Annotated in this window: 10 protein-coding genes; 3 read left to right on the top strand and 7 right to left on the bottom strand. The window is 39.7% G+C overall.

The window, feature by feature from the left end; translation table 11 throughout:
- Window positions 1–23: 23 nt before the first annotated feature.
- From KXJ59_RS09145 to KXJ59_RS09135, 3 genes are read right to left on the bottom strand one after another with little or no spacing between them, the layout of a single operon-like run.
- Complete coding sequence (locus KXJ59_RS09145) at window positions 24–3,767, bottom strand: HAMP domain-containing sensor histidine kinase (RefSeq protein WP_295203562.1); 3,744 nt, start codon at window positions 3,765–3,767, stop codon at window positions 24–26.
- 4 nt (window positions 3,768–3,771) lie between these two features.
- Window positions 3,772–4,539, bottom strand: a complete 768-nt coding sequence (mazG, locus tag KXJ59_RS09140) for a nucleoside triphosphate pyrophosphohydrolase (RefSeq protein ID WP_295203560.1) — start codon at window positions 4,537–4,539, stop codon at window positions 3,772–3,774.
- Between the two features lie 21 nt (window positions 4,540–4,560).
- On the bottom strand, window positions 4,561–5,685 hold the full coding sequence (locus KXJ59_RS09135; RefSeq protein ID WP_295203557.1) for a DUF3667 domain-containing protein: 1,125 nt from the start codon (window positions 5,683–5,685) through the stop codon (window positions 4,561–4,563).
- A 100-nt stretch (window positions 5,686–5,785) separates the two neighbouring features.
- Here KXJ59_RS09135 and KXJ59_RS09130 point away from each other — a divergent pair, with 100 nt between their 5' ends.
- Complete coding sequence (locus KXJ59_RS09130; protein ID WP_295203554.1) at window positions 5,786–6,619, top strand: hypothetical protein; 834 nt, start codon at window positions 5,786–5,788, stop codon at window positions 6,617–6,619.
- 1 nt (window position 6,620) lies between these two features.
- Here KXJ59_RS09130 and KXJ59_RS09125 read toward each other — a convergent pair whose 3' ends face one another.
- Both KXJ59_RS09125 and smc read right to left on the bottom strand, forming a co-directional pair.
- Window positions 6,621–7,058 carry a hypothetical protein gene (locus KXJ59_RS09125; protein ID WP_295203552.1) on the bottom strand — a complete coding sequence of 146 codons (438 nt, stop codon included), beginning with the start codon at window positions 7,056–7,058 and terminating at the stop codon, window positions 6,621–6,623.
- A gap of 97 nt (window positions 7,059–7,155) precedes the next feature.
- The gene (smc, locus tag KXJ59_RS09120; protein WP_295203550.1) at window positions 7,156–10,677 is read right to left on the bottom strand and encodes a chromosome segregation protein SMC; all 3,522 of its coding nucleotides are present in this window, start codon (window positions 10,675–10,677) and stop codon (window positions 7,156–7,158) included.
- Window positions 10,678–10,916: 239 nt separating this feature from the next.
- Here smc and KXJ59_RS09115 point away from each other — a divergent pair, with 239 nt between their 5' ends.
- Both KXJ59_RS09115 and KXJ59_RS09110 read left to right on the top strand, forming a co-directional pair.
- Window positions 10,917–11,999 (top strand): glycosyltransferase family 4 protein, encoded by a 1,083-nt coding sequence (locus tag KXJ59_RS09115; RefSeq protein ID WP_295203547.1) that lies wholly within the window; start codon window positions 10,917–10,919, stop codon window positions 11,997–11,999.
- Window positions 11,999–13,132 (top strand): glycosyltransferase family 4 protein, encoded by a 1,134-nt coding sequence (locus KXJ59_RS09110; protein ID WP_295203545.1) that lies wholly within the window; start codon window positions 11,999–12,001, stop codon window positions 13,130–13,132. The genes KXJ59_RS09115 and KXJ59_RS09110 overlap by 1 nt, the downstream gene beginning before the upstream one ends.
- A 166-nt stretch (window positions 13,133–13,298) precedes the next feature.
- Here the strand turns inward: KXJ59_RS09110 and KXJ59_RS09105 are convergent, their stop codons facing one another.
- Both KXJ59_RS09105 and KXJ59_RS09100 read right to left on the bottom strand, forming a co-directional pair.
- Window positions 13,299–13,979 (bottom strand): ATP-binding cassette domain-containing protein, encoded by a 681-nt coding sequence (locus KXJ59_RS09105; protein ID WP_295203543.1) that lies wholly within the window; start codon window positions 13,977–13,979, stop codon window positions 13,299–13,301.
- A 75-nt stretch (window positions 13,980–14,054) separates the two neighbouring features.
- A complete protein-coding gene (locus KXJ59_RS09100) occupies window positions 14,055–15,233 on the bottom strand; it encodes an AIR synthase related protein (protein WP_295203541.1) in 1,179 nt (392 codons plus the stop codon).
- Window positions 15,234–15,337 lie beyond the last annotated feature (104 nt).

Here is a 15,337-nt window from a genome sequence, read left to right as displayed (position 1 = left end):
CCGGTTTAAAACCGGTTCTTTTTTTATGAGGTAGCAGGGAGTTCTACAAAAAAAATCGTTCCCTCATTCTCCCGGGTATTAAACCAGATGGTTCCATTTGCTTTTTCCACAATACCCTTACAAATAGCCAAACCCAAGCCTGTGCCTGATGACTTGGTGGTAAAGTTGGGCGTAAAAATATTGGCCTGCATCGATTCAGGAATACCTCCTGCATCATCCTGAACGGAAAGTAAAATTTTATCTCCCTCTTGTTGAATACTGATTTTTACCTGTACCTTTTTATCCTCCTCATTTCCAGCTTCTACAGCATTCTGTAACAGGTTGGTAAGCAAACGATTCATCTGTACCCTATCGGCCATTACCCACACTATTCCTGTTGGCGGGATAAAATTAATCTCCAGTTCAGGATGTGTGGCGTATAAGCGGGTAACAGACTCTATTACTTCACGTAAATCAATTTTTTCCATTTTTGCATTTCCAATATTTGCAAACTGAGAAAAATCACTGGCAATCTTCGACAGCTGATCGATCTGTTCAATAAGTGTGAGGGCCATATTTGATGTAAGTTCTTTTACATCAGGTGACCCATTGAGAATGGCTTTCTGTAAGTACTGTATACTCAGTTTCATTGGTGTAAGCGGGTTTTTGATTTCATGTGCTACCTGTCTTGCCATCTCACGCCATGCCCCTTCTCTCTCACTTCTGGCCAATGCAAAAGCACTCTGTTCCAGCTTACGCACCATTTTATTATACTCGCCTACGAGCATCCCGATTTCATCATTTCGGGTCCATATGATCTCCTGATTATTTTTACCGATGTTCATCTGTCGCATTTTATCTCCTATCAGGCTGAAGGAAGCCGTAATCCTGCTGGTAAGGAAAAATGCGATAGCTCCGGCTACCAGGAATATAAATGCATTGAGATTAATAAGCGTAGCCAAAAAGCCTGATATCTCCTGGTTCAATTCATTTTGTGAATTGAGGTATGGAATATTCAGGTATGCGTAGTTTTCACCTGCATCGTCGGAGAGCGGTACATAGATACTCAGGTATTCAAAATCGCCTACTTTTTCCGACTGTATGTATCGAATACTATTATCGAAATGTAATTGCTGGTAAGCCCTGGGTTCCATCTGCGTACTAAGCAGGTGTTTATTATAAATATAGGGCTGTGTGGATGTGAGCAGGTTACCATTGATATCATAAAAATTCACATCCACATTATGCAGATCAGATACTTCTGCTATGTCTTGCTCCAGTTCACGTGACAATCCTACATTCTTGAATGTAAGCACATCATCAAAACTGAACTGCGCATTCAGTTTACTGTTGATTTCATTCGACATTACCTGAATGGATTTTGACAGTCTTTCTTCATTACTCCGGTTAAAGCGGATGATAAAAAAAGAAATAGTAGCTATACCAATTACCAGAAAAGAAAATACACTGAGGAATATAATGGTGGCTTGTATCTGCGTGCGGATATTAAACCGGAACAGTTTCTTTATTTCACGCCACTTGAACCTGGCTTTCAGTAACTGGCTACCAATATGAAATATAAATATGATGACCAGGAAAGAACAAAACAGATAAGCAAATAATGTAAGAAACTCTACTACCCAGGTATTTCTTTTAACCACCACTACCTGTTTATCATCGCCGCTATTGAACCAGAGTTCGCTGTATTCACCCGAAACCTTATAAGTAAATTCAAATTCATTGATTTCATTCTTTTTCAGTCTTGACGGGAAATGATAGGTATTAAAATGATTAATCAGCTTTCCTTTATTATAAATACCGTATGCATAATTGGTGTTCAGATCGGAAGACAGATTTTGTACCTGGTTAAATAATTCGGGGTATAAAGCTTCACTCTTATAGCGTTTCGATTTGGCAATTACAAATAAATAACCCAATGTTCTTCCTCTTTCTTTTACTTCTTTCTGATAGAGATAACTAAAACCTTCTGAGGTATTGTCGTAACTATATAAACCCGGTATTACCGTAGGTCTTGCCTGATTGAGAATAATAGTTTTAATAGCTGCATAGTCTGTAGAATCTTCATTGTATAGTGGGTGATATAAACTGTCGAATGTATAAATTCTTGTATCGTATTTATTCAGGTAACCAGAGAAATTCTGGTTGATCAGGCTATCCTTGATGTATTTGTTTTCAAGCTCACTTTGAAAACGGTTGAAGTTTTTGAGCAGAAACTGGTCATCGAAATTGGTAGCGGCAATATTCAGCAGGTTTTCACCTGAAGGATCAATTTGCAGTGCAAGTTTTTCAGCAATACGTTTTCGCTGCTCAAATTCTGTGATCCTGTTTTCATACAGTACCATTCCGGCAATGGAAAAAGTAAAAAACATGACCCAGAAAATAAAAAAAGTCGATCTGAGCAAGGGTAGATTAAGGTCTTTTCGCCTGAAATTAATAATCAGCAAATACGCCAGTAACCAGAGCAATATTGCCAGTCCGGCAGGAATTTCTTTATTCGGGAAAAATAATAACAAACAAATAAAAGCACTTATTACTACTGTTACAGATTGTTCCAATAAAGGAAATTTACGTTCCACCAATGGCCGCAACAGTATCTGTGACAAACCAAAAAAACTGAGTACCAGAAAACAGAGAATCACAAAACTTACTACACTGTAAATATCCAGACTGAAAAAATTAGTAACATCAGTAGATATTTTGGAGTCTTGTACCAGGCTTTGAACAATACCGGCTATTCCATATCCAATTAATGTTAGCAGGAAAATACTACCATAGTTTCTCAGTTTCAATGGCAGGGGTTTACTGAGCCATGTTTTATCGTCGGTATAGTTTTTATACACACCAATCAGCCAGAATAATAAGATAGCATTTACCAATAAATCGCCCAATGAAGGGTGTATGATATTAGAAGCATAGATTGAAGGATCATACAGCGGTAACTTACTGTAATCGAAAGGAAAATTAAATTGGTAAGCTATAAACCGAAGTAACAAAACAATAGCCGCCAACACGCTAAACCCAGCTTTAAATCCATGTGCGACAATCAATTCCGTTGTTACCGAATTAAGAAAAATCAGTAAACAAACAATCGCTAATATTCTTAACAGGATCGTAAATCCGTCATACGCTATAAATGATTTACCCTGTTTAGGTTTAATACCAAACAGTTCTTTACCTGTACTGCTGAAAATCGGTAACACTTCTGAACCGGGAACAGTGGTGAGTTCGTATTGGTCATCCAGGCCCTCAAAACCTGCAAAATCACTATGCAGGTACTTATTTTCAATAAAATACGACCATCGAATGGGTATCATACCCACTACAAGTAGTTCGCCTCCTTTAACAGGCACAGTTGATTTTAGTATCTCAAATTCTCCATTTCGTTTTACAGAAAACCAGTTACTATCCTGCCTGTAAAGATCATCCTGAACCATGTAATACCTGTTGGCATTCCAATACAGCAATGTAGGCGTATTTTTGCCTGCAAGGGCATATACAAATAAACCGAAAGACTCTTTTGCAGTTTTTTCTTTTACTGTATTATTCGCAGGTTCAATCAGTGCATGTAACCGGGTAGTATCTTCGAGAAGGTCATAATACCGTTTTTCGAGTTTACTGATCTGTTGCTCCAGTTTCGACTTTACCTTCTGCGGGGAGGCATTATAACTCCAGTAATTGATGAATATAAATGAAAAGGTATAGAGCCAGGCAGCAGTAATGGCCAGGTAACCGTGTTTATAAGCAGCTTTTCTGAGTGTTTTGATCAACAGTTTATTGTTTTCGTTTGATCTCGTTCCAAAGTTCATCCATTTCTACCAGTGACATATCTAGCAGGTTTAATCCTTTTTCTGCCGCCATCGATTCCATTGCCTGAAAACGATACATGAATTTTTTATTGGTCTGCTCCAGGGCAGCTTCTGCATCTACCTGCAAAAACCGTGCATAATTGATCAGACTAAAGAGTAAATCTCCAAATTCTTCTTTTATCTCTTCCTGACTTTCTGCTTTTATAGCTTCTTTCAGTTCCTCCATCTCCTCCTCCACTTTTTTCCATACATCTTCCCTGTTATCCCATTCAAATCCTACCTGTTTTGCCTTTTCCTGTATCCTTGTAGCTTTTACAACAGCTGGTAATGATTTGGGTACACCTCCAAGTACAGAAGTCTTACCCTCTTTTATTTTGATCTGCTCCCAGTTTCGCTTTACGTCCTCATCATCTTCCACTTTTACATCTCCGTATATGTGTGGGTGGCGCGTAATAAGTTTTTGGGCTATTCCGTCAATTACTTCTTTCAGTACAAACTGCTGTTGCTCTGTTCCTATTTTAGTGTAAAAAAGAATGTGTAATAAAAGGTCGCCCAATTCTTCCTTTATGCCCTTCCAGTCGCCTGCATCAATTGCATCTGTCAGTTCATAGGTTTCCTCGAGGGTCATGGAGCGAAGTGTATGAATGGTTTGTTTACGATCCCAGGGGCATTGCTCCCTGAGTTCATCCATTATGGTTACTAATGCCAGAAAACTATCAGCGGTTGATTTCATGTTTCAATTTTCTTGTTCCGGTTATACTGCAAATGCTGAGAAAAGGAAAAACACACTAAATAATAATACCATAATCAATAAGGATGCAAATAACAACAGGATATACTTCAGTATTGTTTTAGCCCGTCTTTGCCCATAGAAATTACGCATTGATTTATACATATAGAAAAAACCGGCCAGCGTAAATACCGAACCAATCCAGTCATGCACTTCATGTGTAATTCCTTTTACGATGCTGTGCAGCCATAAACCCGACAGAATAATAATAAAGATGGCGCAATACAGATGAATAGAGTAAATGATGTGATTTACATAATAAAACTGCCTTCTCCTTGCATACATAGCCTGTAACAGCATGGCAAATAGTGGCAGTGACACGAATAACATCTGCGGGAACAGGTGAATAAATTTATTCGTAATGGCTTTCATGCCCGCTTTGGAGTCGCCATTGTATTTTTCACGCAAATGAATATTTTGTCTTTCAATGGATCTTACAAAAAATCCATCTCTTTCTTTTTCAGGCAATAGAGCCTGAATAGAATCGTACTCTTTAACTGTAGACAAGGTTCTATTTATCTTGTTATTGCCTACGGACATAATTGAAAAACCGCTTTGCGGCAAACTTTTTACACTGTCTAACAATGTACTGTCCCGTCTGAGCATGACTATCTCAGCTTCCGTCTGCGCTATTTTATCCCTAATTGGCCCCATGGCTACAATTGCGGTTGGATTTTTTATTGCTTTTTCCAGACTTGCTTTTTGGCTCTCTAATTTTTTCAGTACAGATTCGGCAGTGTCCTTTTTCTCCTTCACCACTATCTCTTCTTCTTTCTGATAAAAACTAAAAAAAATCAGGAAAAAGAAAGCCGATGTAAAAACATACATCCGAATCGGATGCAGATAATCGGCCCGGCGACCTCTTAAATATTCATGTGAAAGAAAACCGGGTCTGAATAAAAGATATTTGAGGGTACTGAAAAATTTACCGTCAAAGTGTATGATATCATACACAAAATGTGTTACCAGGTGCCAGAAACTGTCTTTGGGTTCTATGTTTTCCTGTCCGCAATAATGACAAAACCGTCCATGGAGGGCGGCGCCGCAATTGAGGCATATTTTTTCCTTTCTTTCGGGTAAATGTGACACTTGTTAACGTTTGACTAAAAATACACAACTAATCCATTGCCGCAACTGTCCTTGGTTGAATGTTGAAAAATGAACAGCCAGATTTGAGTAATTTTGCTAAATGATTAAAGTATTCAGCATAATTTCCTTTTTATTGCTGGCCGGCTCGGTCAGTGCACAATACTATTTCAATGATATCATTTCCATCCGTCAGGGAAATGATCAGTATAAAATATGGAGGGCCCAAAAAATTGCCGGTATAAAAGCGATCTCTTATGAGCCAGACAATAGCGTTACTGAAGGCTTTTCGGTTTCACAGGAAATCAGCAGGGATGGAAAAAGAGTCAATATCACTACCCAAAATAATAACCAGACAAGTGTCACCATAAATACCTATGACCTTGGTGTTTTAAAACGTACACAAACCAATAATAAAAATATCAGCAACAAAACAGAATATACTTATGATACGCAGGGTCGTATCAGCAGGGTAAGCCTGTCTACCATCGATACATTCATGAACAGCACTATTTCGGAAGTGCATGAATGGTCTTATGACGAGTATGGCGCTCCGGTTTCCATGCTTAAAATTAAAAACCAGTACGACACAGTCATGGTTCAACTGATTAAAGATGAACAGGGTAATATTGGCGAAGAAAGATGGAAGAAAAACGGGCGTACCATCGAGAGCTATTACTACTATTATAATGCAAACAGGCAATTGACAGATATAGCAAGGTATAACAGCAGGCTCAAAAAGATACTACCCGATTTTGTTTATGAATACAATACCGGTAATCAGCCAACGCAAATGACCCAGTATTCGCTTGGTAGCAATAACTATTTTGTATGGAAGTATAAGTATAATGATAAGGGACTTAAAACAGGAGAAATCTGTAGCGATAAAAGTAAATTACAGATAGGCAGGATTGAATACCAGTATACCGAACAATAAATCAGTCAAGGTATTTCCTTTTCTTTTCTTCTTTATACTCAGCTTGTTCAGTTAGTGCTTCCTGATCGGGATTACTGGTTACTGAAACTGCTACCTGGAAAAGGAGAAAACACAGTAAAGCAGACATTAATAATTCATCCCATAGCCACCAATACCCCCACCCTCCATACACTTTACCAGACGCAGGGTTACCCGTTTCATAGATAACAGTTAATCGCTGACCTTCTTTGATACTTCTCAGCGGATAATATGGATCAATGGAAAATTCTTTTGTGCCGGTATTGAAAACGGCCTTCAGCACTGTATCCCCCTCAGATAAATTATGCACCTGCCTGATTATGGCTGGCACTTTCTCCCCATCAAAATAATCGGGCTGCCGGGTAAATAACAGGTAACAACCAAAACAGATAAGGTATAGTATGAAAATAGACTTATACATGAAATATCGGCGCGGATAAAAAAAATGAGTAGTGAATAGTCAGTAGTGAGTACAAATACCAACTCGCTACTGACTACTCACTACTCACTTCTATTATTTAGTTCGTAAGGCTTCTGAAGTCTACCGGAACCAGTTTACTTACTCCGGGCTCCTGCATGGTTACACCATAAATCACATCAACCGCACCCATGGTTTGTTTGTTGTGTGTTACGATGATGAACTGTGAGTTATCACTGAACTTCTTGATCATCTGGGTAAACTTACCCACGTTCGCATCATCCAGTGGTGCATCTACCTCATCCAGGATACAGAATGGTGCTGGTTTAATCAGGTAGATGGAGAAAAGCAATGCTGTTGCTGTAAGTGTTTTCTCTCCCCCACTCAACTGTGTAATGGAGGATGGGCGTTTACCTTTTGGCTTTGCTATGATTTCTATACCTGTTTCGGCAAGATTGGTGGGATCTACCAGTACCATATCGGCCGTATCTTCTTCTGTAAACAGGGCTTTGAATACTTTCTGGAAATTTTCACGTACCTGGTTAAACGTATCAAGGAATTGCTGGTTGGCTGTTGCTTCTACTTCCTGAATGGTTTGAAGCAGGCTTTCTTTGGCAGAAACAAGGTCATTCTTTTGTTCAAGGATAAACTCATATCGCTTTTTCATTTCAGTAAAAGCTTCAATGGCAGTAGGGTTAACTTCTCCCATATTCTCCAGTCGCTTTTTCATGCGATCGCTGGTAGCCTGTAACTCTTCGAGTGAAGTTTCTGTGGTACGTGCCTGATCGAGTATTTCATCCAGTTCTACTTTAAACTCTACGCTCAGCCTTTCTTTCATTCCTGCCAATTGCAGTTTCAGTTCATTGAGTCTGTCTTTGATCTCTGTTACCAGGTGATCAATCATTTCCTTACTCTTCACTTTCAGCCTCAATTCACTTTCTTTCTCCTGTAACGCATTACGGAGGTTATAATATGCCTGGTCTGCTTCATTCAGTTTTTTCTCTTCTTCTTCTTTCTTACGCATCAATTCTATGAGCAATTCTTCTGAAACGATTAATGCTTTTTCACCTTCTTCAATATTACCTGATGCGTCAGATAACTGTGCCGTATTACTTTCAATCTGCTGATGTAATTCGCTCAGCTGATTTTCTTTGAATACCAGCTCCTGTTTCAAGGTAGTAATTTTACTTTGCTGGCGGGTTAACTGAAGATTAGTTTCATTGTATTGTACCGATGCATAATTGTATTCCTGTTCAGCCAGCTGGTAATCCTGTTCCACCAGTTTCATCTGTTCACCGGTTTGCAATAACTGGTCATTCAGTAGATGCAGCTCTTCCCTTGTAGCGGCAATACCATCCTGCTCATCCTGTAAACGGGTTTCAATATCCGTCAAACGCTGTAAGCCATTCTGTTGTGCTGCCTGTAAGTTTTCAATACGGTTTTTAGTAGCAAATACCTGATTGGTTAGCTGGTTGATCTCGTTTTCGGTTTGTTTGATTGCATTTTCTTTTAACTGCTCATTAAATGCAATCACTTCATTGTGCTTGGCCTGAATATCGGCCTTCAGCAGGCTCACTACAGATTCCTGATCGAGTATTTCTTCCGCCAGTTTTTCGAGGTTCTTGGCACGACCAATTTTCTTTCCTTCAAATAATCCTACGCTGCCACCGGTTAATGTGTATTTACCTTTTACGTATTTACCTGTTTTTTCGAGTACCACGGCACCATTGCTATTGGCAATAGCTTCATCATTCTCGGCGATGTAAACATTGCCCAGTAAATATTCTGCCAGTTTGCGGTATTGTTCATCTACTTCAATTACATCCATGGCACGGATGGTATTGGCCGGCTGGTGGGTTTCTACACGCAGATCAGCAAATTTTTCCAGCATAAAGAAGTTGGCCTTCCCTTTGCTGTTGGCATCGAGTAAATGAATAGCCTGCAATCCTTCCTGCAGGTTATTTACCACATAATAGTTGAGGTATGGCTCCAATACATTTTCAACGGCCGCCCGGAATTCTTCTTTTACATAAATAATATCTGACAGAATAGGTGCCGCATGGTTCCATTCGGGGTTTTTATGCAGGAATTTAATACTCTCCGGATAACCTTCCATCGAGTCGATCAGACTTTTCAGCAGGTTATATTCATTACGCTTGGCGTCGAGTTTGCGGTTCTCTTCTGCCAGTTCATTACGTAATACTTCGAGTTGTGCCTGTGTTTCAAAAATATTTTCACGGGTACGATCATGCTGCTCCTGTAATTGCTGCAGATCTATACGGCGCGCTTCCAGGTTTTCTTCTTTTTCTGACAGCTCTTTTTGTAATTGCTCCAGCTGCAGTTCGCGGTTCTGCTTTTCTTCATTCAGCTGTGCCTGTGCACGCTGCAGGTTCTGAATAGATGTATCGGCAACGGCTACTTTCTTTTCTGCATCAAACTGGTTGCGCTGTATCTGCTGGTACTGATTACGTACGGCATCCACACCATTTCTGCGTTCATCGAATAAACGGCGTTTGTCTTCTATATCAAGTTTGGCTGTTTCTACCCTGTCCTGCAGTTCTATCAAACGCGACTCTTCTTCACCCACCTGCAATTGTGTATACTCAATAGAATCGCCAATGGTTTTTAACTGACCGGATGCTTTCTCCAGAAAATCTTTTAAACTTGTTTCTTTTTCCTTCAGGTAATGCAGCTTCTGGGTTGCCAGGTTACGTTCGTTTTCTTTGCTGCGCAGGTTTTGCAGAAGGTCGTTAAACTCGTGCTGCATACTTTGCAAAGCCCTTTCCTTCTCAATAAAGCCTACTTTCTCCTGCTCAATCGCTGCTTCTTCCACCGCTATTTCTGCATCGAGTTGTACTTTTTTATTGATCTCCAGTTCCTGTTGCTCATTCAGCTCTTTGTAAGTAATGTTGAATCCTTCAAGTGCTGCTTTAGCCAGTTCTACTGATACTTCTTTGTATTCTTTTTTAATCTCGTAATACTTCTCTGCCTTTTTAGCCTGGTTCTCCAGTGTTTTTAGCTGGTTATTAATTTCGAACAACAGGTCCTCAATACGTGCCAGATCCTGTTCAGTTGCATCGAGTTTATTTTTGGCTTCTTTCTTACGTGTTTTATAAATGGTAATACCTGCAGCCTGCTCCAGCATCCTGCGTCGGCTGTTTTCTTTGTCTTTGATGATATCATCCACCATACCCAATTCAATGATGGCATAACTGTCGGTACTTACACCGGTATCAAGAAAAAGATTATGGATGTCTTTCAAACGACAGGTTACATCGTTTAGTCTGTATTCGCTTTCCCCATTTTTATAAAAGCGTCGTGTTACAGTTACTGTATTGAATTCGGTTGGTAAAAGATTTTTAGTGTTTTCGAAAGTGAGACTTACTTCTGCCAGACCACTCGGACTTCTTGTTTTACTGCCATTGAAAACCAATGCTTCGAGGTTTTCACTTCTCAGTGCCGATATTTTTTGTTCGCCTATTACCCAACGAATACTGTCGATGATATTACTCTTGCCGCAACCATTCGGACCAATGATGCCGGTTATACCTTCATCAAAACTCACTATGGTTTTATCAGCAAAACTTTTGAACCCTTTGATTTCTAATGATTTTAATCTCACTTTTCCACTGTTTAGTACCTGCGAACATACAGGAAAAGGGGTAGATTTTTTGGAAAGATTATAACCCTGTGTATAATAGGTGGAGAAAAAGGATGATGAAAAAAATGAATAAAATAAAAACCATCACAAATAATTGATAATAAAATAGTTAAGAAGATTAATTCGATTTAAAAAATCATTTTATTCAGCCTGTCAGTTCCGGTTATTCTGACTGTATATTTGTTGCTTAAGTACAGTAATTGAAGCGGATAATTTTTACAGTTACCAACGACCTGAATTATGACCAGCGTATGCACCGTATTGCAGGTACGCTAAGCAGCAACGGGTACCAGGTTTTACTGGTAGGAAGAGTACGGAAAGATTCAAAAAAGTTATCCGCCCAATCATTTAAGCAACAAAGGCTTTCTTGCTTTTGGGAAAAAGGGCCTCTTTTTTATATCGAGTATAATATCAGGCTTTTCTTTTTTCTTTTATGGCATAAGGCAGATTGCATTTGCGCCATTGATCTTGATACCATTCTGCCCTGTTATTTTTCGTCGGTACTGAAGAGACAAATCCGGGTGTATGATGCACATGAATTATTTAGCGAGCAATTTGAAATTATACGAAGACCACAGATACAAAAGATCTGGTTATGGATCGAACAATTTGCAGTGAAAAGATTTAGAAAAGGCTATACCGTTAATCAATTTATTGCTAACTGGCTGCAGGAACGACATGATGTTCAATATGATATAATTCGAAACCTCCCAACGGAATACCCCTTACAAACTATTGAAAAGGATAATTATATTTTATACCAGGGAGCTGTAAATGAAGGCCGCTGTTTTGATACACTGATCCCGGCCATGATTGAGGTAAATGCCAAACTGGTTATATGTGGCAAGGGTAATTACTATGAACAAACAAAAGCGCTTATAAAGCAGTATCAACTGGAGGATAAAATTGAGTTGAGAGGTTATATGAAGCCGGACGCACTAAGAGATATTACTATGAAAGCCACCATCGGACTCACCCTTTTTGATGAAAAGGGACTTAATCAGTACCAATCATTATCCAACCGCTTTTTTGACTATATGATGGCAGGTATCCCCCAGTTATGCGTTGACTATCCCGAATACAGGGACATTAACAATGAATTTGGCTTCGCACATCTTATTAAAACAGCAGACAGCCATACAATTGCCAGGGAACTGAACAAACTGCTTGCCGATACTGTTCTTTATAAAGGCTTACAACAAAACGCCCTGAAAGCACGTTCTGTACTCAATTGGGAGCATGAGTCGCTTAAGCTTATCCGTTTTTACGAGGAATTAGCCTGATGGAAAAACACCTGCACATCATATCTTACACCGTTCCCTATCCTGCCAACCAGGGAGGGCTTTATGATGTGTTTTACAAACTAAAGGCTTTAAAAGAACAAGGTATACATATTCACCTGCATTGTTTTGATTATGGCCGTGGCGAACAACCGGCACTCAATGAATATTGCACCTCAGTTCAATATTACCAGCGATTCACAGGACATAAGGGTATTTCTACTTCTCTTCCTTATATCGTTGCTTCGCGAAAGAATGAGGAACTGCTTCAAAACCTCCTGAAAGACAATTATCCCATCATGATGGAAGGTGTTCACTGCACCTACCCGCTTATGGATGACCGTTTCAGCAAACGCGACTGTTTTGTAAGGCTTCATAATGTAGAATATCAATACTACAACGATCTCTGTGCACAGGCCAGTTCTGCTTTCAGAAAGCTCTATTACAAGAGAGAAAGTATCATGCTGAGAGCGTATGAACGAAAAATTGCCTCCAAAGCCATTTTCTGGGGAATGACGACAGCAGATGATGATACCTATCAACATGAATTTGGTGCCACCAATATTGAACAACTACCCTTGTACATACCCAATAACTGGGTAATTGAAGAAAAACAGGGTACCGGAACTTATTGTCTTTATCATGGCGATCTGAGTGTGGATGTCAACGAAAAAGCAGCCATCTGGTTACTCGATAAAGTATTCAGCAAGATTAATATTCCACTCGTCATTGCAGGGTATAATCCTTCTGAAAAACTCGAAGAACTGGCACATAGTATGGGACATACCTGTCTTGTTGCCAACCCTTCTGAAAGAGAAATGCAGGACATGATTGCCAAAGCACAAATCAACATACTCCCTTCCTACACACACACTGGCATTAAAATAAAACTTGTAAATGCCATTTTTAATGGCCGGCACTGTCTGGTAAATGAGGCTACTGTAAAACATTCAGGACTTGAATCGGCTTGCCATATTGCTGATAGCGCTGAGGATTTTATTGAAAAAACCGAAACACTTTTTGAGCAGCCCTTCACCAGAGAAGAAACGGAACAAAGAAAGTTACTTACCAACAGTTTATTTAATAATGAAAGAAATGCAAAAATGCAGGTGGGGTGGATTTGGCCTCGATTATAAGAGAGTGAAATTTGTACGATAGACCCCTTTTGAGAGGATTTGAAAATTTAAAAATGATTAGCATTTTTAAGTCGCCTAGATGTCTCTGACGCGGACAGAGTAGCCAATTAAACAAGCTTATTGCTTTCTTACTTTTGAATTTTGGCTTTTGAATTTTAGCCCCTGCTCACATCGCTGCGCTATCCATTACCTTGCCTTTTTCTGTTTTTAAAATACGCGATGGGTAACGGTTGATGACAATAAAATCGTGTGTGGCCATGATAACGGCGGTACCATAATCGCGGGCGATCTGGATGAGCAATTGCATGATTTCATCACTGGTTTCGGGGTCGAGGTTCCCGGTTGGTTCATCGGCAAGAATGAGTTTGGGTGAATTCAGTAAAGCACGGGCAATATCTACACGCTGTTGTTCGCCACCACTCATTTCAAAAGGCATCTTAAAACCTTTGCTTTTAAGGCCTACTTTATCTAATACATCATTAATTTTCTCTTCAATCAGTTTTTCATCCTGCCAGCCTGTGGCTTTTAATACAAAACGCAGGTTTTCATGTACATTCCTGTCTGTAAGCAATTGAAAATCCTGGAACACCACACCCAGGTTTCTGCGGAGAAAAGGTACTTTTTTCCAGTCCATATCACGCAGGTTAAAACCTACTACCGATGCACTTCCTTCTGTAAGGGGTAATTCACCATACAATGTTTTTAACAGGCTGCTTTTACCTGTACCCGTTTTACCAACGAGATATACAAACTCACCTTTATTTACAGAGAAATTTACATCTTCTAAAATAAGACTGCCCCCCTGATAAATTTTGGCATTATGTATGGATACAACTGTTTCTGACATGGTTCTAATTTACAATTTCTACAAGTACCTTCAGTGGTCTTATTCAAAAATACGGATCAACAGGTTTTGATCCTGTTAATATTCATAAACTATTTCGCCTGCTGTGCTATACAGATGAAGGCTTGCCTGCTGAGCAGCTTCTACCCTTCCTACAATCTTTGCTTCGATACCCAGTTTTTCAGCAATACCAATCATGGCATTGGCTGTTGTGGCATCAGTAAATATTTCAAGCCGGTGCCCCATGTTAAAAACCTGGTACATTTCACGCATATCAGCACCCGAATTTTCCTGTATCAGTTTAAAAATGGGCGGTGCTTCGAACAAGTTATTTTTTACAATTTTGAATGGCTGCGGCAGGTATTTCATACATTTTGTTTGTCCGCCCCCACTACAATGTATCATACCATGAATCTGCCCAAAATACTGATCGAGTAATTGTTTTACCAGTGGAGCGTAAGTACGTGTTGGACTCAACAGTAATTTACCCACCTGCAAATCACCAAAACCCTTTATGGGTAAGGTATCCGTCATCTTATTTTTTCCGATATACACAACCGCATCAGCCAATGATGTTTCAAAAGTTTCGGGATATTGCTGAGCATAATATTTTTCGAGTACATCATGACGGGCACTGGTCAATCCATTACTACCCAACCCACTGTTGTATTCTTCTTCATACACTGCTTTACCTGCGCTGGCAAAACCTACAATTACATCTCCGGCAGCAATTTTTTCATTGGTAATGAGTTTTTCTTTGGGCCAGCGGCTGGTCATCGTTCCATTGACGGCGATCGTACGAACCACATCACCTACATCGGCAGTTTCGCCTCCGAGATAATGTATATTGACCCCATAGGTTTTTAACTGATCAAAAAAAGCCTGTGTTCCATTAATGACAGCCTCTAATACTTCCCCGGGTATCCTGAGTTTATTTCGGTCGATCGTAGATGAGAATAATAACTGATCTGTTACACCAATACATAATAAATCATCGAGATTCATGGCTACGGCATCTCGTGCAATACCTTCCCATACCCTCACATCGCCGGTTTCTTTCCAGTACAGATAAGCCAGTATACTCTTGGTACCTGCTCCGTCGGCATGCATAATGTTTACAAAAGCCTCGTCATTACAAAGAAAATCAGGATATATTTTACAGAAAGCATGTGCATACAATCCCTGATCGAGCTTTTGAATAGCTGCGTGGACTTCTTCTTTCTGGGCTGATACACCACGTTGGGAATAGAGAGACATGTTAATTTGAAAATTTGAAAATTTGAAAATTGGCGGCCCCGCTGATTCGCGTGGCTGCAAAGGTAAGGGTTGAAAGGTGGATTTGGGAATCACAGATGGCAGAT

The organism is Sediminibacterium sp. (genome assembly GCF_019264485.1).
Taxonomy (GTDB): Bacteria; Bacteroidota; Bacteroidia; order Chitinophagales; family Chitinophagaceae; genus Sediminibacterium.
This window is presented reverse-complemented; position numbering and strand designations above follow the sequence as displayed.

Bases quoted from the DNA above. Each gene is read 5' to 3' on its own strand.
- KXJ59_RS09105 (WP_295203543.1), bottom strand. From the start codon at position 13,979: ATGTCAGAAACAGTTGTATCCATACATAATGCCAAAATTTATCAGGGG.
- KXJ59_RS09125 (WP_295203552.1), bottom strand. From the start codon at position 7,058: ATGTATAAGTCTATTTTCATACTATACCTTATCTGTTTTGGTTGTTAC.
- KXJ59_RS09130 (WP_295203554.1), top strand. From the start codon at position 5,786: ATGATTAAAGTATTCAGCATAATTTCCTTTTTATTGCTGGCCGGCTCG.
- KXJ59_RS09100 (WP_295203541.1), bottom strand. From the start codon at position 15,233: ATGTCTCTCTATTCCCAACGTGGTGTATCAGCCCAGAAAGAAGAAGTC.
- KXJ59_RS09110 (WP_295203545.1), top strand. From the start codon at position 11,999: ATGGAAAAACACCTGCACATCATATCTTACACCGTTCCCTATCCTGCC.
- mazG (WP_295203560.1), bottom strand. From the start codon at position 4,539: ATGAAATCAACCGCTGATAGTTTTCTGGCATTAGTAACCATAATGGAT.